Source organism: Gordonia sp. SID5947, assembly GCF_009862785.1.
Lineage (GTDB): Bacteria > Actinomycetota > Actinomycetes > Mycobacteriales > Mycobacteriaceae > Gordonia.
In genome coordinates this window covers 863,878-884,950 of record NZ_WWHU01000001.1, presented here as the reverse complement: position 1 = coordinate 884,950, position 21,073 = coordinate 863,878, and the positions used below count along the sequence as shown (strand labels likewise).

Annotated in this window: 13 protein-coding genes and 1 pseudogene; 9 read left to right on the top strand and 5 right to left on the bottom strand. The window is 66.3% G+C overall.

The genetic code is table 11. The annotated features are described in order from the left end of the window. Window positions 1-36 precede the first annotated feature (36 nt). The 3 genes from GTV32_RS04115 (at window position 37) to GTV32_RS04105 (ending at window position 1,594) form a co-directional block, all read left to right on the top strand. Complete coding sequence (locus GTV32_RS04115) at window positions 37-378, top strand: metalloregulator ArsR/SmtB family transcription factor (protein ID WP_343287205.1); 342 nt, start codon at window positions 37-39, stop codon at window positions 376-378. Further along, the gene (locus tag GTV32_RS04110; RefSeq protein ID WP_161059056.1) at window positions 371-844 is read left to right on the top strand and encodes an SRPBCC family protein; all 474 of its coding nucleotides are present in this window, start codon (window positions 371-373) and stop codon (window positions 842-844) included. Before GTV32_RS04115 ends, GTV32_RS04110 begins: the two co-directional genes overlap by 8 nt. A gap of 336 nt (window positions 845-1,180) precedes the next feature. Then, window positions 1,181-1,594, top strand: coding sequence for a D-alanyl-D-alanine carboxypeptidase family protein (locus GTV32_RS04105; RefSeq protein ID WP_161062323.1), 414 nt, complete (start codon window positions 1,181-1,183; stop codon window positions 1,592-1,594). 15 nt (window positions 1,595-1,609) lie between these two features. On the opposite strand, the gene GTV32_RS04100 is transcribed toward GTV32_RS04105, so the two are convergent. Next, complete coding sequence (locus GTV32_RS04100; protein WP_161059055.1) at window positions 1,610-2,551, bottom strand: LysR family transcriptional regulator; 942 nt, start codon at window positions 2,549-2,551, stop codon at window positions 1,610-1,612. Between the two features lie 125 nt (window positions 2,552-2,676). Here GTV32_RS04100 and GTV32_RS04095 point away from each other — a divergent pair, with 125 nt between their 5' ends. After that, complete coding sequence (locus GTV32_RS04095; RefSeq protein ID WP_161059054.1) at window positions 2,677-3,927, top strand: MFS transporter; 1,251 nt, start codon at window positions 2,677-2,679, stop codon at window positions 3,925-3,927. Window positions 3,928-3,976: 49 nt separating this feature from the next. Here GTV32_RS04095 and GTV32_RS04090 read toward each other — a convergent pair whose 3' ends face one another. Next, entirely contained in the window at window positions 3,977-6,214 is a 2,238-nt protein-coding gene (locus GTV32_RS04090) for an NADP-dependent isocitrate dehydrogenase (protein ID WP_161059053.1), read from the bottom strand. A gap of 181 nt (window positions 6,215-6,395) precedes the next feature. On the opposite strand from GTV32_RS04090, the gene GTV32_RS04085 reads away from it, so the two are divergent. Further along, the gene (locus GTV32_RS04085) at window positions 6,396-7,961 is read left to right on the top strand and encodes a class I adenylate-forming enzyme family protein (protein ID WP_161059052.1); all 1,566 of its coding nucleotides are present in this window, start codon (window positions 6,396-6,398) and stop codon (window positions 7,959-7,961) included. 102 nt (window positions 7,962-8,063) lie between these two features. On the opposite strand, the gene GTV32_RS04080 is transcribed toward GTV32_RS04085, so the two are convergent. After that, complete coding sequence (locus tag GTV32_RS04080; RefSeq protein WP_161059051.1) at window positions 8,064-8,924, bottom strand: LLM class F420-dependent oxidoreductase; 861 nt, start codon at window positions 8,922-8,924, stop codon at window positions 8,064-8,066. A gap of 266 nt (window positions 8,925-9,190) precedes the next feature. On the opposite strand from GTV32_RS04080, the gene GTV32_RS04075 reads away from it, so the two are divergent. Further along, window positions 9,191-9,991 (top strand): SDR family oxidoreductase, encoded by an 801-nt coding sequence (locus tag GTV32_RS04075; protein ID WP_161059050.1) that lies wholly within the window; start codon window positions 9,191-9,193, stop codon window positions 9,989-9,991. A 55-nt stretch (window positions 9,992-10,046) separates the two neighbouring features. Here the strand turns inward: GTV32_RS04075 and GTV32_RS04070 are convergent, their stop codons facing one another. Beyond that, a complete protein-coding gene (locus GTV32_RS04070; protein ID WP_161059049.1) occupies window positions 10,047-10,817 on the bottom strand; it encodes an alpha/beta hydrolase in 771 nt (256 codons plus the stop codon). 60 nt (window positions 10,818-10,877) lie between these two features. Beyond that, window positions 10,878-12,503, bottom strand: coding sequence for an alkaline phosphatase D family protein (locus tag GTV32_RS04065; RefSeq protein WP_161059048.1), 1,626 nt, complete (start codon window positions 12,501-12,503; stop codon window positions 10,878-10,880). Between the two features lie 333 nt (window positions 12,504-12,836). On the opposite strand from GTV32_RS04065, the gene GTV32_RS04060 reads away from it, so the two are divergent. The 3 genes and pseudogenes from GTV32_RS04060 to fadD5 all read left to right on the top strand — a co-directional run bounded on the left by GTV32_RS04060 (window position 12,837) and on the right by fadD5 (window position 21,065). Next, complete coding sequence (locus tag GTV32_RS04060; protein WP_161059047.1) at window positions 12,837-18,332, top strand: carboxyl transferase domain-containing protein; 5,496 nt, start codon at window positions 12,837-12,839, stop codon at window positions 18,330-18,332. A gap of 25 nt (window positions 18,333-18,357) precedes the next feature. Next, window positions 18,358-19,290, top strand: a complete 933-nt coding sequence (locus GTV32_RS04055; RefSeq protein WP_161059046.1) for a saccharopine dehydrogenase — start codon at window positions 18,358-18,360, stop codon at window positions 19,288-19,290. 168 nt (window positions 19,291-19,458) lie between these two features. Next, window positions 19,459-21,065, top strand: a pseudogene (fadD5, locus tag GTV32_RS04050) (fatty-acid--CoA ligase FadD5). Window positions 21,066-21,073 lie beyond the last annotated feature (8 nt).

Here is a 21,073-nt window from a genome sequence, read left to right as displayed (position 1 = left end):
TGACGAACCACAATGGTAAGTGAATACTTACGGTTCGTGGCGACAAACGGATCAGGCATCGAGCCATGGGACATCCTTGCCGATGCTTCACGCCGGCAGATTCTGGCGGCGCTCTCGAAGCACCCGTCACCGGTCGGCGAACTGGCAGATCAGCTTCCCATCAGCAGACCGGCTGTCTCCCAACATCTTCGGGTACTCAAAGCGGCCGGCGTCGTCATCGACGTCGAGCACGGAACACGACGTGTCTACCACGTGGACGCAGCTGCCTTGTCGGCGCTGAAAGACCAACTCGACACCTTCTGGCAGCGCACATTGACCGGCTTCGGCGACACGGTGGCGACGTCGGTCGACAAGGAGAAGGAGAGCGACGATGACTGAGTTGAACTCGACCATCCGGCGGTCGACAACCGTTCCGGTGCTTCCGGAGGAGGCCTTTTCGGTTTTCACCGAGCGCCTCGGCGAATTCAAACCGCCGGAGCACAACCTGCTCGGTGCGCCCATCACAGAGACGGTGGTGGAACCGCATGTCGGTGGATCCATCATCGACCGAGCGGTCGACGGCAGTGAATGTCGTTGGGCTCGCATCCTGGTCTTCGATCGCCCCGAGCGCATCGTGTTCTCGTGGGACATCGGACCGACCTGGCAGATCGAGACCGATCCCGCACGATCGAGCGAGGTCGAGATCCGGTTTGTCGCAGAAGGTGATGCCTCGACGCGGGTAGAGCTCGAGCATCGCCATCTGGACCACCACGGGCCCGGCTGGGAATCGGTGCGCGACGGTGTCGACAGCGACCAGGGATGGCCACTGTATCTCGAGCGATACAGCGAGCTCGTCACGGTGTGATCGAGGGGAAGGGTCGTCTCACGGTCCCGGGCGTTGCTTCGAGCGCGCACGGCCGGTCCGGATGGCGATGGGCCGCGCGATCTTCTCGATGTCGGAGATGCGCGGGTCCTTCGACATCTTCCACGTGCCGTCGTAACACCACCAGATGCTTCACCGGACGTCTCCTTCATCGCATACGGTCGGACAGGAACACGGCGCCGATCCCACGATCCCGCGGCACGATTGGTGCGCTACCCGCTTCCTCCGGGGTTTACTACCGGTATGTCGATCCACACCTGGTCGCAGCGCGCGACGTTGTCCGCCGCCGTCGTCGGTGCAATCGGACTGTTCACGGTCATGTCGGCGTCAGACGCGGATGCCGCGACCGGCACGACAGGACTCGATCCGGTCCTCGCCACCGCGTACACCTACGCCGCACACGCTGCGCACACGCAGGGCGTCCCGCTGTCGATCACGTCCGGAAGACGTACCGTGAGAGAGCAGGAGACACTGTGGCGCAACGGAATCGTCACCTACGGCAGCCCGCGGGCAGCGCGGCGCTGGGTCCTCCCGCCCCGCGAATCCACCCACGTCACCGGCCACGCGATCGATGTGGGTCCACGCGCCGGCGCGGCGTGGTTGGAGGCACACGGTTATCGCTGGGGCCTGTGCCGCACCTTCGTCAATGAGTGGTGGCACTTCGAAGTGACCGCCGTGCCCGGTACGCGATGCCCGCCGATGTGGCCCGACGCCGCCGCGCGGCCGCGGTGACGGTGCCGATGCACCTCAGAGGGCTTTCGTCCATCGAGGCGGAACCCACGCGTTGTCGACCGGATGGTCGGCGTGAACGGCCATCAGGTGCGCGACGAGTGCAGCCAGTGACTCGTTCCGGTTGTCGCGCGCCCACACGATCGACATCGGATACACCGGAGTCGGATCGACGATCGGGATGCGCCGCAGGTCGTAGTGTGCCGGCCAGAGGTAGCGCGAACCTTCACCGACGAACGTGGCCAGATCGGGCGAGTCGGCGATCTCGGCCAGCAGGACCTCACCGCCGAAGTTCGGGCCGAGCACATCGATGCGAAGCCCGAAGGTCGAGGCGAGCTCGGCGTAGTAGGCACCCCAGTCAGTGGTCGAGGGGAGTCCCGGCATCCAGACCGGGTGGCGTTCCAACTCGGCCAGCACGATGACGTCGTTGTCGGCCAACGGATGCCGAGGGCCGACCAGGAGCTGATGGGCATCGTCGATGACGTGTGCCGAGCGGAGTGTTCGCGACAAGCGGCTCGTGTTCAGCACGGTCCTGAACGTGGCGTCGACGGTTCCGTTGGTCACGGCGGCGAAGGCCGTATCGGTGTCGATGTCCGGGAGAGCGACCACGTCGAGCGCTATGTCGGGATGCTGCCGATAGAACGCGTGGACCCGGACGGCCGGCGCGATGCGGCGGTTGATGACGTCGACCCGCAGCGGACGGCGTTGCGGGGTGACCGACGCCAGCGCACGGTCTTCGGCGCGCAACAGCTCGCGGGCGTGGGGCAGCAGGGCTTGCCCGTCGACGCTCAGCGTGACACCGCGGGCATTGCGCGTGAGTAGCTGGACCCCCAGGTCGCGCTCGAGGGCCGCAACACGTTTCGACACCGCTTGCTGGGTGATGGACAGTCCGTCGGCGGCCGCCTGGAATTGTCCCGCATCGACGATCGCGACGAAGGTGCGTACACCGTCAAGGTCCATGCGGCTCACGGTAATGAACAACCATCGGTTGTGCCTCGCCGATCGGGCGGTTGTTTGTGCCGACGGCGACGTCGGCGTTTCATCGAGCGTGGTTCTGACCCGGTCGGCAGCGGAGGGGAGTCTGCATGGGTGTGCGACGCACTTTGGGGCGACCGTTCGAATGGCTGTGGGCGGCGTATGCGGTGAGCACCTTCGGCACCTGGCTCGGATTCGGAGCACTCTCGGTGGTCGCGATCACCGTGTTGGATGCCGGGCCGGCTGAGGTTGCGGCATTGTCCGCGGCCGGTCTCGCGGTGGGTGCGGTGGTCGCCGTACCCCTGGGCCCCTGGGTGGAATTCCGTCGCAAGCAGTCGGTGATGATCACCTCGGATCTGATCCGGTTCGGCGCCTTCGCGTCTCTGCCACTCGCATACGCGTGCGGTGTGTTGACGATCGGCCAACTGATCGCGGTCTCCGTGGTGGCAACGGCCTCGCGAATCGCGTTCGACGCCGCCGGCGGGCCGCTGATCAAGACTCTCGTGCGCCCCGACGACCTGCTGACCGCGAACAGCCGTTTCGAGTCGACCAGGTGGTCGGCAACCGTTGTCGGCCCAACTCTCGGTGGCGCCATGATCGGACTCTTCGGTCCGTTCGTGACCATCTGCATCGACGCGACGAGCTATCTTCTCTCCGCGTTGGGAATCGGTGCGATGGGATCGACGGAGACGCCGCCGAGCAGGACCACTCCGACGCGGTTGCCCGATCTGGTGGAAGGCTGGCGCATCATCGTCGGGCACCGCACCCTGCGACGGTTGTTCGCCAACACCATGCTGGTGAACGGACTGATCATGGCGGGAGAGCCGCTGCTGGCGGTACTGATGCTCGGGCACCTGGGCTTCCCGATGTGGCAATACGGTCTGGCCTTCTCACTACCGTGCGTCGGCGGCCTCATCGGCTCACGACTGGCAGGACGAGTCGTCGACCGCCTCGGCGAACACCGGGCGCTGCTGGTCACCGGCGTGCTGCGGGCGTGCTGGCCGATCGGACTCACGTTGGTTGGTCCCGGCGCGATCGGCCTGGCGACCGTGATGGCGATCGAATTGGGGCTGATCGTGTGCTGCAGCGTGTTCAATCCGGTGTACGTCACGTACCGTCAGCAACTCGTCGCGACCCACCAACTCTCGCGCGTCATCACCGCCTGGTCGATCAGCACCAGTGTGTGCATCGCCGTTCTCACCGCTGCCTGTGGCCTGCTCGCCGCCATGACCACTCCGCGTGTCGCGTTGCTGGCCGCCGGGCTGGCCGCACTTGCCACACCGGTCCTGTTGAGCGGCCACCCGACCGCGGTCACGGGGTCCTCCCGCGACCCTTCGGCGAATGCCTCCGGGGTCCGCTGAGGACGTCCACCGCCGGCCATCGCGATCGCGAATGGCCGGCGGTCGCCGATCAGCCGCGCGCTGACTCCAACGCGTCGTTGAAGGTCTTGCTGGGTCGCATCACGGCGGCGGTCATCTCGGGATCCGGTGCGTAGTACCCGCCGATGTCCACGGGGTTGCCCTGCACCTCGTTGAGTTCTGCCACGATCGCGTCTTCGTTCTCGGCCAGCTTCTCGGCCAGTGGGCCGAAACGGTTCCGGAGTTCCTCGTCGTCGCTCTGCGCAGCCAGTTCCTGCGCCCAGTACATCGCCAGGTAGTACTGGCTGCCACGGTTGTCGAGTTCACCGGACGTGCGCGACGGCCCCTTGTCGTTCTCCAGCAGCTTGCCGGTCGCCGCGTCCAACGTCCGCGCCAGGATCTCGGCGCGCTTGTCCCCGGTCTTCTTGCCGAGGTCCTCCAGACTGACGGCGAGGGCCAGGAACTCGCCCAGCGAATCCCAGCGCAGATGGTTCTCTTCGATGAGCTGCTTGACGTGTTTCGGCGCAGAACCGCCCGCTCCGGTCTCGTACAGACCGCCACCGGCCATCAGCGGCACGATCGAGAGCATCTTGGCGCTGGTCCCCAGCTCGAGAATGGGGAAGAGGTCGGTCAGGTAGTCGCGCAAGATGTTTCCGGTTGCGGCGATGGTGTCCATACCGCGGATGACACGTTCCAGCGTGTACCGCATCGCGCGCACCTGCGACATGATCTGGATGTCCAGCCCGTCGGTGTCGTGATCCTTCAGATAGGTGTTGACCTTCGCGATCAGCTCGTTCTCGTGGGGACGGTAAGGATCGAGCCAGAACAGCACCGGCATCCCCGAATCCCGTGCACGCGTCACAGCCAATTTGACCCAATCGCGGATCGGAGCATCCTTCACGATGCACAACCGCCAGATGTCGCCCTCTTCGACGTTCTGGGTCAGGAGGACTTCTCCGGTCGCGATGTCGGTGATGTTCGCGACGCCTGTCTCGGGCACCTCGAAGGTCTTGTCGTGGGAGCCGTATTCCTCGGCCTTCTGCGCCATCAGGCCGACGTTGGGCACGGTGCCCATGGTGGTCGGATCGAACGCACCGTTGGTCTTACAGAAGTTGATCATCTCCTGATAGATGCGGGAGAACGTCGACTCGGGATTGACCGCCTTGGTGTCCTTCAGCCGTCCATCGGCGCCGTACATCTTGCCGCCCGCACGGATCATCGCGGGCATCGACGCATCGACGATGACGTCGCTGGGGGAGTGGAAGTTCGAGATACCGCGCGCCGAGTCGACCATCGCCAACTCCGGACGATGCTCGTGGCACTTGTGCAGGTCGTCGATGATCTCCTCGCGCTGCGCACTCGGCAGGGACTCGATCTTGCTGTAGAGGTCCGACAACCCGTTGTTCACGTTCACGCCGAGTTCGTCGAACAATTCGCCGTGCTTGGCGAAGGCGTCCTTGTAGAAGACTTTCACGGCGTGCCCGAAGACGATCGGATGCGATACCCGCATCATGGTCGCCTTGACGTGCAGAGAGAACATGACGCCGGTCTTGTAGGCGTCCTCGATCTGCTCCTCGTAGAACTCGACGAGTGCCTTCTTGCTCATGAACATGCTGTCGATGACGTCGCCGTCGTTGAGCGTCACCTTTGGCTTGAGCACCAGCGTCTCACCACTCTCGGTGATCAGCTCCATCTTGACTTCTCGATCGCCCTCGACCGTCATCGACTTCTCACCGTGGTAGAAGTCGCCTTCAGTCATGTGCGCGACATGGGTACGCGAGGCCATCGACCATTTGCCCATGCTGTGCGGATGCTTACGCGCGTACGCCTTTACCGCCTTGGGCGCGCGTCGATCGGAATTGCCCTCACGCAGAACCGGGTTCACCGCACTGCCCAAGCACTTGGTGTACCGATCGCGGATCTCGGCCTCTTCGTCTGTCTTCGGATTCCCGGTGTAGTCGGGGATCGCGTAGCCCTTCTCCTGCAGCTCCTTGATCGCGGCGAGCAACTGCGGAACCGACGCACTGATGTTCGGCAGTTTGATGATGTTGGTGTCGGGGTCCTGGGTGAGGCGGCCGAGCTCACCGAGATTGTCCGGCACCCGCTGGTCCTCGGTGAGATAGTCGGAGAACTCGGCGAGGATCCGCGCGGCCACCGAGATGTCACTGGTCTCGACAGTGATGTCGGCCGCGTCGGCGAAAGCGCGGATGACCGGCAGAAAAGCCTGCGTCGCGAGCATCGGCGCCTCGTCGGTCAGTGTGTAGATGATGGTCGGCTGCTCCGCGCTCATAATCCTGCCTTCGTCTTCAGTTTCGGTCACGCAACACATCGGTCTGCTTGCCTCAGCTTTACCAGTATCACGCCGGATGAGGCTGGGTGCCCACCAATGCGAGCGATGGCGGTCATCGCTCGGTGATAGATCACCTACGGTCTTACAAGAGCCCAAAAACGCGTCGACACCCGGGGGAACAATGGCGAGCGATGACGACCTGATCCGGCCGACGATCGCCGAGCTACTGAAACGGGCCGCGCACAAGTTCGCGGACGTCGACTACACGGTCTCACCCACCGATCGCATGACCTATGCCGAGGCCGAGGAGCGCTCTGCGCTGGTTGCCCGATGGCTGCTCACGCGGCCTGTGGGCAAGGGTTGCCGGGTCGGCCTGTTCTTCACCAGTGGCGTCGAATGGACGGTCTGGTGGCTCGCCGTCAGCCGGATCGGCGCGGTCGCGGTGCCCCTGAGCACCCTCTACCCACCCGCCGAGCTGGCGCGGGTGCTCCGCCTGGCGGACGTGGAATTGCTGGTCGCGCCGACCGGGATCCTCGGAGTCGATGTCCCGGACAAACTCGAGGCGACTCTTCCCGGCCTCGACGCCCAGGAGAGCGGACGGGTCCAGCTGCCCGCCGTGCCGTTCCTACGTGACGTCGTGCTCACCGGTCGGTCCGACCGGTCGTGGGCCACCCATTGGCGGCACGACGACACGTCGCTGGTCGACAAGGCTCTTCTCGCCGCCGTCGAGAACGAGGTCTCGCCCGCCGACATCGCGTTGATGATCCACACATCGGGCTCCACCGCCGCACCCAAAGGCGTCGTCCACACCCAGGGCACTCTGGTCCGACAAACCTCCCAGTGGGTACAGATGTTGCACGCCGGCAACGGCGCCGCCGAGATACCGGTCGTCTTGTGCGCGATGCCCGTGTTCTGGATCGGTGGCATCCTGGCCGCCGCCGGCGCCCTGCACGCGCCTGCAACGGTGCTGACCGTCCCGCGTCACGATCCAGGTCCCGCACTCGACCTCATCGAACGTGAACAGGCGACCGGATACGTCGGATGGCCTGCTTTTGTCCAGCAGCTGCGCGCGCACCCGTCATTCGGCGAACGTGACCTGTCGCGCGCCCCGATCCTGCGCGACGGACCTGCCGACCTCGCCATGATCAACTCGCCGCACGGGCATCCGATCCACCGGACCATGACCGAGACCGCCGGCGGTTGGGCGACCACCGAGAAACGAATCGTCGACGACGGCGGCGAGATCGTCCCGGTGGGCGAGATCGGTGAACTCTGGATCCGGGGTACCGGCGTGATGTCCGGCTACAACAAGCGGGAACGGGCAGAGGTCTTCGACGCCGATGGCTGGTTCCACACCGGGGACCAGGTCTACGAACTACCCGGCGATCCGCGGCTGTTCTACGTGGGCCGAGACTCCGAGCTGATCAAGGCGGCCGGCTCCAACGTGTCCCCCCGCGAGGTCGAGGCGGTCGTCGAGGAGTTCGCGGATGTGGCGCACTGCCTCGTCGTCGGCATCGATCATCCGACCCGCGGCGAAGAGGTGGTGGCAGTCGTGGTGCCGGCCGGCACCGATCTCGACGCGGCCGATCTGGAACGCCGGACCCGCGAGCAACTCTCCCGCTACAAGGTCCCGACCACATGGTTCACCGCGACGATCGACGAACTCCCGCTGTTCCCCACAGGCAAACCCGACCGTCGCCTGCTGCGGGCGAGGATGACCGAGGGGACGCTTGGCGTGAGGCTCTGACCCACGAATCCGTCGATGCCATCGCCGACTCGGCGACCCTGAGTTGTCCAGAGCCACGCGAGCCGACGCGACCCACCCCGGAGCGACCTACCGCAGTTCGACCTACCGCAGTGCCTCGGCGATGCGCCGCCACTGCTCGCGTGGCATCGCGCGTTGATCCGCCTGCAGCACCTGCACGCAGACGTGGTCGGCGCCGGCGGCGCGGTGCTCGTCGATCCTGGCCAAGACCGCCGACTCATCACCCCACGCGATGATCGCATCGAACAGCCGGCCACTGACGGATTGCAGGTCGTCCTCGGAGAATCCCAGGCGCCGTAGATTGTTGGCGTAGTTGGGCATCGCGAGATAGCCCTGTAGCCACGGCGCGCCGATCGAGCGGGCCTCGTCGCGGTCGGTCGTGAGGATCGCGGTCTGCTCAGGCGCGAGCAGCGCGTCCGCGCCCAGCGCCGTACGAGCGATCGCGGTGTGCTCCGGCGTCACCAGATACGGGTGGGCGCCTCGACTGCGCTCAGCCGACAGCGTGAGCATCTTGGGGCCCAGTGCCGCCAGCACGCGGCCGTCGTTGGGGACGGGGCGCTCGGCATCGTCGAGGCCGTCCAGAAAGGCCTTGGTGGTTGCCAGCGGCTTCTGGTACCGCCCGGCTTCCTTCGCGTCGATCAGGGGAGCGTGGCTGATGCCGAGACCGAGCAGGAACCGCGGGCCGTGCTCGGCCGTCAGTCGCGCATACGCGTCGGCCACGTCGTGCGGCTCGTGCATCCACATGTTCAGGATTCCGGTCGCGATCACGGCGCGCTTCGTCGCCCCGAGCAGATTTTCCACCGACTGCAGCACCGGCCCACCCACGTCGGGAATCCACAGGGCCGTGAAGCCCAGGTCGTCGAGTTCCGATGCCGCGTCCGCTGCTTCGCCCGGATCCCCGTAGCGCAATGGCGAACTCCAGATACCTACCCCGTTGAGATTCACGTGCTCGACCCTACTGGTCCACGGGACAAGGTCGGGGACGGAATCAGCGATCCGCTCCGAGCTCTTGAAGATGAAGCCGACTTCAACTATATCTCGATAGGACCGAGATCACCCATCGATTCCTCCGTGGTGCGTCCTTCCGCCCGTTCGGGTGGTTGTGCCGCCCCCATCAGCGAAAGTGGTGTCCTAGTGAGCTTTTCACCGCCGGGTGCGTGGCCGCACCGTCGAGTTGCCGGCTCGGTGACGAATCCCGGGCGAGGTGCACGATGACGCCCCCACAGGATCAGGGAGATGGAGAGTCGCTGTTCGATGTCGCCGGAAAGTGTGTCGTCGTCACCGGCGGCACGCGTGGCGTCGGGCTGATGATCGCGCGTGGCTTTGTGCGGGCAGGGGCGCGCGTGATCGTCTCGTCCCGAAAAGCCGACGCCTGCGAGCGGGCTCGCGAAGAACTGTCCGAATGGGGTGATGTCGGGGCGCTGGCCGCCGACCTCTCGACATCCGCGGGCGTCGAGGCGTTGTCCCGTTACGTGGCAGATGAATTCGATCGGGTCGATGTCCTCGTCAACAACGCGGGCGCCACCTGGGGCGCGCCCGTCGACGACTTCCCGCGCTCGGGTTTCGACAAGATCCTGAATCTCAACATCACATCGGTGTTCGAGATGACCCAGGCATTGCTACCGCTGCTGCGTACGGCAGCCGCGGACGCGCCGGCGCGGGTGATCAACATCGGATCCATCGACGGCATGGTCGTCTCGCATACCGACAACTTCTCCTACGGAGCGTCCAAGGCAGCCGTACACATGCTGACCCGCAAACTCGCCGCCACGCTGGCACCGGAGCAGATCACCGTCAACGCCATCGCGCCCGGACCGTTTCCGTCGAAGATGACTGCCTTCATGCTCGACGACCCCGACATGCGTTCCCAGGTCGAGGCAGGCGTCCCGCTCGGGCGGGTCGGTACGCCCGACGACGTCGCAGGCACAGCCATCTTCCTGTCCTCTCGCGCCGGTGCGTACCTCACCGGCGTGGTGATCCCCGTGGACGGAGGAATGAGCGGCACCCGCTGACGGTGACGGCATCCGGGCGGGACGGCCCGGAGCCGATCGAAAGGCCGGTGACGGATCAACGCAGGGCGTGGAGAACGGCTGTCCGGAACTCGGGACTCCGCACGGCCCCCAGATGATCGCCGGGCACCCGGATCAGGTCGGCGGACAACGCGTTCGCCAGGACCCCGGGATTTCTCGCGAGGTCATCGTCGGTACCCGCGATGACCGCGGCCGCCTCGACCGAGATCTGATCGAAGGCGACGGCGCCCGTGTTGACGGCCTCGACCTGGGCCGCCAACGCGCGCAGGTCGTTGCCCGATGCGTCGGCGAACAGCCGGAATCGTCGGGCAGCCGGGTCGGTCACCGATGTCGGGTCCTCGGCGCGCAACGCCGCCGCGAGGGTGCGCTGGTCGATCACCCGGGTGTCGACACCACCGAGTTCCACCACTCCCGCCCCGACGCCACCGACGACGAGTCGCCGGATCCGACTGTCGTGCACAGCGGTCAGCAACGAGACGATGGCCCCCATCGAATACCCGACGAGATCGACCGCGGTGATGTCCAACACGTCGAACAGCTCCACCAGATCCCGCGCCATACGTCCCTCCCCGTAGTGGCCGGGGTCGTGCGGCTTGTCCGACTGTCCGTGGCCGCGCGCATCGACCACGATCACCCGCCGGCCTTGGCCGACCAGGGCTTCCACCAATCCCGTTGCGACCCAGTTCTGTACACCGCTGGACGCGAAGCCGTGCTGCAGGACGACCGGTTGTCCGTCGACCGCGTCCCCGAACGTTCGGAAGCTGATGGCGATCTGGTCGCCGGTGGTGAAACGTTGCGCCACGCTCATGCATTGCACCCTAACGCCGGCTCGTCCCGCGGGACTGCATCGTCGGAACAGACGGCGAGGTCAGTCGGTGAGGAAGACGCCGGTCATCTCCGCGAGCGTGCCGTCGTCGCGCGGCTGCTCGAAGACCACCCGTGCCCTGCGACCTTCGGTCACCAGAGTGGCGATGGTGTTGCCGAACAACGGACCTCCGACGTCCGACCAGGTCATCGACGGCGCAGGAGAACCGACGTGCCGCGCCCACGCGTGGGTCAGGCGAGCGACCCGCGGCGACCAGGCGTGTTCGAGCGCCGGCTTGACGTAGGCGGGCACATGGTTGTGCACCGGCGAACAGACCAGCTGGTGAACTGACGCCGCTCCGGGATGGTCCGCCCGCGCCACATAGCTGTGGTGGACGTCGCCGGAGAGCACCGACACGGTGGCCGGGGCCGCGCCCGACCGAGCGGCCACGCCGACGATCAGATCGCTCAGTCGCCGGAACGACTTCATGAATGCCGGCCAATGCTCGAAATCGGTCGCCTGACGAATCTTCTCGGCGAGCCGGCCCCGTAGTCCCGCTCGATCGGCGGCGATCTCGTTGATCGCTTGCAGGTCACTGAGCGCAGGAGGTAGCAGCCACGGCAGCGAGGACCCCAGGATCAGGTGATCGACAGCGTCGAGGTCATCGGTCATCTGTTCTTCGAGCCACGCGAACTCTTTGTCACTCAACATCTTCCGGGCGCCACCGGAGAGGATGCGACCATTGCGTGAGTCGATCATGATGAGCCTCGAGCCCCCCAGATCCCAGCGATAGCTGAACCGGAGTCCCTTCTCTCCGTCGGTGTCGTCGTCGGCGCGGTCGGCGAGATCGGCCAGCAACGGCCAGCAGTCGCCGCTGGAGGCCACGATCTGGCGGTAGTCGTCATCGGCGTCGAGTTCGGTCGGGCTCAGATTTCCCAGATGCTGGTACACCCAGTACGAGGCGAGACCCGCACGAATACGGTCCCGCCACCACGGCACGGAGTTCATCGACGCACGCCACGCCGCGGAGGTGTTCCAGTCATCGCGGATGTCGTGGTCGTCGAAGATCATCGCGATCGGCACGGTGGACATGAGCCAACGGATCTCGGGATCGCCCCACGTGTGCCGGTAGAGGCCTTCGTACTCGGTGAAGCTCACGACCTCATCGGGTGGGCGCTTGGTACGGATCGACCCGCCGCGGCGCCCGGCCAGATGACGGCGCGCAGCCGGGGTCAACTCGTCCGCATAGACCTGGTCGCCGAGCAGGATCACCACGTCGGGCAACTCTGACACCGGCTGCCCGATCAGTCGTCGTGCATAGCAGTCCAGGGCATCCCAGCCGAGCTTCTCGTCCAACGTCGCGTCGCCGGTCTTGGGATAGCGACACGACCCGAAGACCACCCGGAGACCGTCGTCGCGGTCGCCCACCCGCGTCTGGATCACACTCGCCGGGTATTCGGAGCCCTGCGGTGGCCACTCCTGGGTTCCGTTGACGTGCAGGCAGTACTCGGTGGTGGAGCCGGGCGTCAGCCCGTCCACCACCACCAGCGCGTAGTGACTGCCGCTGACCTCGAATGTCGACGCATGGCAGCCGAGCACCTCGACGTCGGCCTGCGCGTCGGTCTGAACCCACACAGTCGCGGTGGTCGCACCGACGTGCCGCAAGATCGGACCGAGGACGAGACCCATCGGTACAGCCTAGGTGGCAAAGAATGCGGATTCGCCACGCATCCGCGCACCTCGCGACATGCGCGCGCTGACGCCGGGTGCGCGCGACACCCTTCCACCGCAGCCCACAAATGCTCACACCCAGGTCAGCGGCGGTATTCACGCCCCAAACGCCAATATCACAAAGGCCGTACTCGCGCGTAGGGAAACGATTCGCCACAATCATGCGAGGTGCGCCACCGGTGTCGATCACCGGCGCGGAGCACACCGACCCCGTACTCGGGCGCAGCCGTCGAGAGGGGCGCCGCGACCTCCGCGGCCGACACGTTGGAAACGAAGAGATTGGAGTCGGTGATGTTCACACGCATTGCCATCGTGAACCGCGGCGAGTCCGCCATGCGACTCATCCATGCCGTCCGCGGCCTGTCCGCAGAGACCGGACAGCCGATCGAGGTCGTCGCGCTCTACACCGACGCCGATCGCAACGCGACGTTCGTACGCGAAGCCGACATCGGCTACGACCTCGGACCCGCCGCTGCGCGCCCCTACCTCAATCTCGAGATCCTCGAGCGCGCTCTTCTCGCGACCGGTGTGGATGCGGCGTGGGTCGGCTGGGGTTTCGTTGCCGAAGACCCGCTCTTCGCCGAACTGTGCGAACGGATCGGCGTCACCTTTGTCGGGCCGTCGGCGGAGGCCATGCGCAAACTCGGCGACAAGATCGGCGCCAAGCTCATCGCCGAAGAGGTCGGTGTCCCCGTGGCGCCGTGGAGTCGCGGTGCCGTCGAGACCATCGACGACGCCGTGGCGGCGTCGGCCGAGATCGGGTATCCCCTCATGCTCAAGGCGACCGCCGGTGGCGGTGGCCGGGGTATCCGGGTCGTGACCAACGACGCCGACCTCCGCGAGGCCTACGAACGAACCCGTGATGAGGCGGCCCGCGCCTTCGGCAGCGGCGTCGTGTTCCTCGAACGTCTCGTCACCGGTGCCCGCCACGTCGAGGTGCAGGTGATCGCCGATGGTCAGGGCACCGCGTGGGCGCTCGGCGTACGCGACTGCTCGGTACAGCGACGCAACCAGAAGGTCATCGAGGAATCGGCCTCACCGGTGCTCTCCGATGCGCAGGTCGCCGAACTGAAGGCCTCCGCCGAACGACTGGCCGTCGCCGTGGGCTACCGCGGCGCGGCCACGGTCGAGTTCCTCTATCACCCCGGCGAGCAGCTGTTCGCGTTCCTCGAGGTCAACACTCGACTGCAGGTGGAGCATCCGATCACCGAGGCCACCACCGGCTTCGACCTCGTGCGCGCCCAGCTGCACGTCGCCTCGGGCGGACGTCTCGAGGGTGAGCCGCCGAGCGAACGCGGCCACGCGATCGAGGCCCGCCTCAACGCCGAGGATCCGGACCGCGACTTCGCACCCTCCCCGGGCCGCATCGCGCGCCTCGAACTGCCCGCCGGGCCGGGCATCCGCGTCGACACCGGGGTCAGCGAAGGTGACACCATCCCGGCCGACTTCGATTCGATGATCGCCAAGATCATCGCCTACGGCCGCGACCGCGAGGAGGCGTTCGGGCGTCTGCGACGCGCAATGGTCCAGACTCGGGTCATCATCGAAGGTGGCGCGACCAACAAGAGTTTCGTCCTCGAACTGCTCAACCAGCCAGAGGTGATCGACGGCAGCGCCGACACCGGTTGGATCGACCGGGTACGGGCTGACGGCCGACTCGTCGCCCATCGGCACTCCGCCGTCGCGCTCGCGGCCGCGGCCATCGACGCCTACGAAGAAGGCGAATCGGTGGAACGTCACCGGTTGCTGTCCACCGCGTCGGGCGGTCGGCCGCAGGTACAACACGACAGCGGTCGTCCGCTCGACCTCAAACTGCGCGGCGTCGGTTACCGCGTCCGCGTCGCCCGCATCGGCGCCCATCGTTTCCGCATCGGGATCGAGGCAGGGGAGCAGACCCGTACCGCCGATGTCGACCTCGAACGCTTCGACGAGCACACCGCTCAGATCGTGCTCAACGGCGTCCGCTACCGACTGGTGACCGATACCCACGGTCCGATCCACCTCGTCGACGTCGATGGGGTGACGCATCGGGTCAGCCGTGACGAGGGTGGCGTGGTCCGGTCACCGGCGCCTGCACTGGTGGTCGCCACACCGCTGGAGGTGGGCGCCGAAGTGGAAGCCGGCGCGCCCGTGCTGGTGCTGGAGAGCATGAAGATGGAGACGGTGTTGCGCGCCCCGGTCCGGAGCCGGTTGAAGGAATGCCTGGTCTCGGTCGGCACGCAGGTGGAGACCGGGGTGCCGCTGCTGCGACTGGAACCGCTCACCGATGACGACGACGCCGAGACGCCCGACGACGCGGCCACCGACGACGTCGACATCGAACTGCCCGCCGAGCCTGCCGACGTGTCGCCGCAGGAGCGCACCGGCCGCAGCCTCGAAGATCTGCGGAGCCTGCTGCTGGGATATGACGTCGATCCGCACGATCGCACCCGACTGCTCGACGACTACCTCACCACGCGCCGCGTGGCCACCGAGAGCGGTCGTCGTCCGCTCGCCGATGAACTCGAACTGATCACCGTGTTCGCCGACCTCGCGAAATTGAGTCAGAACCGGCCGTCGGGGGAGGCCATCGGCGACGAACGTGTGCACAGCTCACGTGAGAGCTTCCACACGTACCTGCAGAGCCTCGACGTCGAGCGTGACGGGCTGCCGGAGGCTTTCCACGCTCAGCTCCGCCGGGCGCTCGCCCACTACGGGGTGACCGAACTCGATCGCACCCCGGAGCTCGAGGGCGCGGTGTTCCGCATCTTCCTGGCCTTGCAGAACCCCGGTGACTCGGTCACCGTGATCACCACCCTGCTCCGCGAGTGGCTGGGGGAGCCGACTCCGCGCGAGGAACTGCGCGACTCCGTCGGCACCGCGCTCGACCGGCTCGTCGCAGCCACACAGGTGCGGTTCCCGGTCATCGCCGATCTCGCGCGCGGGCTCATCTACGCGTGGTACGGACAGCAGCTGCTGCGGCGAAACCGCGCACGGGTGTATGACAACGTCCGCGACCATCTGCGCTATCTCGACGACAACCCGCACGCCGCGGATCGCGCCGAGCGCATCTCGGAGATGGTCCGCAGCACCGAGCCACTCGTTCGGCTGCTGGGGCAACAGGTGGTCCGCGGCAAGTCCGACAACACCGTGATGCTCGAGGTGCTGACCCGGCGCTACTACGGGAACAAGGGCATCTCCGATGTGCGCATCCAGAAGGCCGGCGGTGCCAGCTTCGTGGTCGCCGAACGGGATGGCGCGAACCTGGTCTCCGCCGCGGTGAGCTTCGACGAGCTGGGACCGGCCCTGGCCGGGCTGGCCGAACTCGCTCGCGACACGGCATCCACCGACGCCGACATCTACCTCAGCTGGGAACAGCAACCCGAGGACTTCGATGCGATGGCATCGGCGTTGCACGAGGTCATCGCTGCCACACCCATGCCCAGCCAGGTGCATCGCATCACCACCACGGTTGCCGGGAGTGGCGACGCCCTGATGCATCACCACTTCACCTTCCGTCAGGCCGCGACCGGGATGGCCGAGGAGCGACTGATCCGCGGTCTGCATCCGTACATCGCGCAACGTATGCAGATGGAGCGTTTGCACAAGTTCGACCTCACCCGGCTGAGTTCGTCCGACGACGACGAGGTCTACCTCTTCCGGTGTGTGGCCCGCGAGAACCCGTCCGACGACCGCCTCATCGCCTTCGCACAGGTCCGTGACCTCACAGCGCTGCGCGAGCACGACGGCCGCCTGCTGGCGCTACCGACGGCCGAGACGATCCTGGCGTCGTGCGTCGATTCGATACGGCAGGCGCAGCGGCCGTCCGGCCGCACGGCCGACACCAATCGGATCATCATGTACATCTGGCCGCCGATGGAGGTCACCGCCGAGGAACTCGAAGCGATCGCGGGGTACATCCGAGCCATTGCCGCAGGAGTCGGGCTCGAGGAAGTCCAGCTGATCGCGCGTCGGCGCGACCACGACAGCGGCGCCCTGTCAAAGGTCGCCGTGCGGTTCTCGATCAACGCCACCGGCAGCTTCGACGTCACCGTCGGTGAGCCGTCCGACGAGCCGATCGAGCCCGTCGACGGGTACCGGCAGAAGGTACTGCGGGCGGCGAAGCGCAACACCGTCTACCCGTACGAGCTGGCGACCCTGCTCGGCGAGTTCACCGAGTACGACCTCAACGCCGAACAGGTACTGGAACCCGTCGATCGACCCAAGGGCGGCAACACCGCCGCCATGGTGGTCGGCGTGGTCACCACTGCGACCGAGAAGTACCCGCAGGGTGTCACCCGCGTGGTCCTGCTCGGCGATCCCACGAAATCGCTTGGTGCGCTGTCGGAGCCAGAGTGCAGCCGGGTGATCGGGGCGCTCGACCTCGCCGAGCGGATGCAGGTTCCGCTCGAGTGGTTTGCGCTGTCGTCGGGCGCCCGGATCTCGATGGACTCGGGAACCGAGAACATGGACTGGGTGGCGCGCGCACTCAAGCGGGTCGTCGAATTCACCCAGGCCGGCGGCGAGATCAACATCGTCGTGGCGGGCATCAACGTCGGCGCGCAGCCGTACTGGAATGCCGAGGCGACGATGCTGATGCACACCAAGGGCATCCTGGTCATGACACCGGATTCGGCGATGGTGCTCACCGGCAAACAGTCACTCGACTTCTCCGGCGGTGTGTCCGCCGAGGACAACTTCGGCATCGGTGGCTACGACCGGGTGATGGGCCCCAATGGGCAGGCTCAGTACTGGGTGCCGAACCTCGGCGCCGCCAAGGATCTACTGATGAGTCATTACGACCACACCTATGTGGTTCCCGGCGAGCAGACGCCGCGACGATCGGTCACCAGTGACCCGGCAGATCGGGACATCTGCGACTACCCGCACGTTCTGGCCGGGAGCGATTTCACCACGGTCGGGCACATCTTCTCGACCGAGACGAATCCGGATCGCAAGAAGCCCTTCGACATTCGCACGGTGATGCGCGCTCTCGCCGATCAAGATCACGTGGTGCTCGAACGGTGGGCGGGCATGGCAGACGCCGAGACCGCCGTGGTCTGCGATGTCCACCTGGGCGGGATCCCGGTGTGCCTGCTCGGTATCGAATCGCGAGAGGTACAGCGCCGCGGCTACAAGCCGACCGACGGTCCGGACACCTACACCGCCGGCACGCTGTTCCCGCAGTCGTCGAAGAAGGCCGCACGAGCGATCAACGTCGCCAGCGGCAATCGACCGCTCGTGGTGCTGGCCAACCTGTCCGGCTTCGACGGCTCACCCGAGTCGTTGCGCAAGCTCCAGTTGGAATACGGCGCCGAGATCGGTCGTGCGATCGTGAACTTCCAGGGGCCCATCGTTTTCTGCGTGATCTCGCGGTACCACGGTGGTGCCTTCGTGGTGTTCTCCAAGGCGCTGAACCCGAACATGACAGTGTTGGCCATCGAGGGCTCGTTTGCATCGGTGCTCGGCGGGGCGCCCGCCGCCGCAGTGGTGTTCGCCGGCGAGGTCGGCAAGCGCACCGCAGCCGACCCCCGCATCAGGGAGCTCGAAGCGCACGTCGCCGAGGCATCCGGAACAGACCGCTCGACGTTGAGCGCCGAACTCGCGGAGATGCGCCAGTCCATCCGGGCAGAGAAGATCGGTGAGGTTGCCGCGGAGTTCGACGCCGTCCACAGCATCGCGCGTGCCGTGGAAGTCGGTTCGGTCGATGCGGTGATCCGTGCCGCGGAGCTGCGGCCCCAGATCATCGGGGCGATAGAGGCCAGCGCGGCGTGGTCCGGCCGCGGAGCGCAGGTCGGCGTTTCGTAGCGGCCGCCGGGATACATTGGCTCGCATGAAGGTCCTGATCGTGGGAGCCAGTGGAGCAGTGGGCGACGTCGTGGCGCACGCGCTACGACGCTTGGGACACTCGACCACCGCGACGAGCCGGTCGGGGCGGTCGAACACCACGGTGCTCCGGCTCGACACACCTGCGGGGTTGGACGCCTTGTCGGCGCTGGCAGCAGAGCACGACGTCGTGGTCAACACGTCTGGTGTCGAGGACACCGCGGTGCGCCGTGCGTGCCTCGATGTCCCCTTCGTGGATGCCTCGGCCACCGGCTCCTATCTCGATGAGTTGGCCGAGGTCGGCGGCGAGGCCACCACGGTGCTGGGAGCGGGCCTCGCGCCGGGCGTGACCACCGTCCTCGTCGAGGCGGTGGGACCTCGACCGGGCGACGACATCGACGTCGCGATCATGCTCGGTTCCGGTGAGGTCCACGGCACAGCGGCCGTCGAGTGGACGGCAGGATTGGTGGGTCAGCAGATCTACGCCGCAGATGACGGCCCACGGGTGTTCAATTACCGCGAGCGGCGCGTGTTCGACATGCCCGGAGGGAAGCGCGTCTTCCTCCGCGCGGATTTTCCCGACCAGGTGCTGGCCGGGAACCGTCACGAGATCCGCGTGCGCAGCTACCTCGCGCTCGACGACCGGCTGTCCACCGTCGGCCTGGCTCTTGTCGGGCGGCTCCCCGTTCTTCGTCCGGCACTGATGCGGGCGCCTCATCGCGGCACCGACCGCTGGCAGATCCTCGTTCGCAATCGTGTTACCGGACAACAGGTCACCGCCCACGGTCGTGGACAGTCGGCGACGACGGGGGAGCTGGTCGCACGCTCAGTGGTCGCAGCCGGGGCGTCTCCGTCGTCGGGGTCGGTGACCTTCGCCGGCCTGCTCACCGTGGAGGACCTCCGAACCACTCCCGGCATCTCAGACATCGACGTCGGGTAGCCGTGGTCCGGCCGGATGTACGGCTAGTGAACCTCGGCCATTCGGGTTCGAACGGGATTCGGCGACCCGTCCACGGCGAGCCGCATCGCGTCCTACGGTGTACACGAGGGCACCGTCGCGAGGAGCGCGGGGACCCGGTAACCGCTTCCGACCTCCAGGAGATCGAACATGACCGTCACCGCCGAGTCGACCAGTGACCTCGTCGCCGAGCCGATGCGCTCGCGACGCAACCATTGGAACAACCAGGTCCGCCGGCATGCGTTCATGACACCGGACCGCACCGCGGTGAAGTACCTCGACACGGTCACCACGTGGCGGGAGCTCGACGAGAGATCACGCGCATTCGCCGCCGCTCTGCATCGCCGAGGCGTGCGGTTCGGCGATCGCGTCCTGATGGCCCTGCTCAACCGCACCGAATACATCGAAGCAGTGTTGGGCGCCAACCTGATCGGCGCCATCCCGGTTCCCGTCAACATCCGGATGAGTCCCGCCGAGGTCGCCTTCCTCGTCACCGACAGCGGCGCCCGGGTGGTCGTCACCGAGAAACTGCTCGCGCCGGTCGCAGATGCCGTGAGCGCATCCACGGACGCGATCGACTCCATCGTCGTCGTCGACGGCAGCGACAACGCAGCCCACCTCGATTACGAGAGCCTGCTCGCCGAGGATCGGGCAGATCTGCCCGAGATCGATGTCCCGGAGGACACGGTCGCCGTCATCATGTACACCTCGGGAACCACCGGAAAGCCCAAGGGCGCCATGTTGACCCACACGAACCTGCAGGCGCAGGCGGTGACCACGATCAGCGCATCGCAGGGGAGTACCGACGACGATGTCGCCTCGGTGGTGCCGCCCATCTTCCACATCGCCGGACTCGCCGCATTCGCGCCGGTGTTCTACCGGGGCGTCCGATCGGTGATCCATCCGCTCGGCGCGTTCGACGCCGAGACCATGCTCGACACTCTCGAGCGCGAAGGCACCACCTCCGTCTTCATGGTCCCTGCCCAGTGGCAGGCCGTGTGCGCCGCACAGAAGGCCAGGCCCCGCAATCTGAAACTCCGCACCATCAGCTGGGGAGCGGCTCCGGCGTCGGATTCGGTGCTCAACGCGATGAACGAGAGCTTCCCGGCCGCGCTCAACATGACGGCGTTCGGGCAAACCGAGATGTCGCCTGTCACATGCATTCTCGAGGGCAAGGATGCTCTCCGCAAGATCGGTTCGATCGGCAAGGTGGTGCCCGCGGTGACAGCACGCATCGTCGACCCGATGATGAACGACGTGAAACCCGGGGAAGTCGGTGAGATCGTCTATCGAGGGCCGAACATGATGAAGGGCTATTGGCAGAACCCGCAGGCAACCGCCGACGCCTTCCGTGGTGGGTGGTTCCATTCCGGCGATCTGGTGCGTGAGGACGACGAGGGTTTCCTCTACGTCGTCGACCGCGCCAAGGACATGATCATCTCCGGCGGCGAGAACATCTACTGTGCCGAGGTCGAGAACGTGCTGTACAGCCATCCGAAGATCGCGGAGGCGGCGATCATCGGACGCGCGGATGACCGGTGGGGGAGGTACCCGTGGGGATCGTCGTTCTATCCGACGGCGTCGACGACCTCACCCTCACCGAACTCGAGCCATACCTCAACGAGAACCTGGCACGCTTCAAGCACCCCAAAGATCTGGTCATCCTCGCCGAGCTGCCCCGCAACGCCGGCGGCAAAGTGGTGAAACCGCAGTTGCGCGCGGCATATGGGAGCAAGGACGCGGGCCTGGCCGACTGACCGCCGGT

What these genes read in the sequence shown, in the direction of transcription:
- GTV32_RS04065 (WP_161059048.1), bottom strand. Translation starts at nt 12,503, where the DNA reads ATGGGTCTCGTCCTCGGTCCGATCTTGCGGCACGTCGGTGCGACCACC.
- GTV32_RS04095 (WP_161059054.1), top strand. Translation starts at nt 2,677, where the DNA reads ATGGGTGTGCGACGCACTTTGGGGCGACCGTTCGAATGGCTGTGGGCG.
- GTV32_RS04100 (WP_161059055.1), bottom strand. Translation starts at nt 2,551, where the DNA reads ATGGACCTTGACGGTGTACGCACCTTCGTCGCGATCGTCGATGCGGGA.
- GTV32_RS04075 (WP_161059050.1), top strand. Translation starts at nt 9,191, where the DNA reads ATGACGCCCCCACAGGATCAGGGAGATGGAGAGTCGCTGTTCGATGTC.
- GTV32_RS04055 (WP_161059046.1), top strand. Translation starts at nt 18,358, where the DNA reads ATGAAGGTCCTGATCGTGGGAGCCAGTGGAGCAGTGGGCGACGTCGTG.
- GTV32_RS04060 (WP_161059047.1), top strand. Translation starts at nt 12,837, where the DNA reads ATGTTCACACGCATTGCCATCGTGAACCGCGGCGAGTCCGCCATGCGA.
- GTV32_RS04085 (WP_161059052.1), top strand. Translation starts at nt 6,396, where the DNA reads ATGGCGAGCGATGACGACCTGATCCGGCCGACGATCGCCGAGCTACTG.
- GTV32_RS04110 (WP_161059056.1), top strand. Translation starts at nt 371, where the DNA reads ATGACTGAGTTGAACTCGACCATCCGGCGGTCGACAACCGTTCCGGTG.
- GTV32_RS04070 (WP_161059049.1), bottom strand. Translation starts at nt 10,817, where the DNA reads ATGAGCGTGGCGCAACGTTTCACCACCGGCGACCAGATCGCCATCAGC.
- GTV32_RS04090 (WP_161059053.1), bottom strand. Translation starts at nt 6,214, where the DNA reads ATGAGCGCGGAGCAGCCGACCATCATCTACACACTGACCGACGAGGCG.
- GTV32_RS04105 (WP_161062323.1), top strand. Translation starts at nt 1,181, where the DNA reads ATGTCGGCGTCAGACGCGGATGCCGCGACCGGCACGACAGGACTCGAT.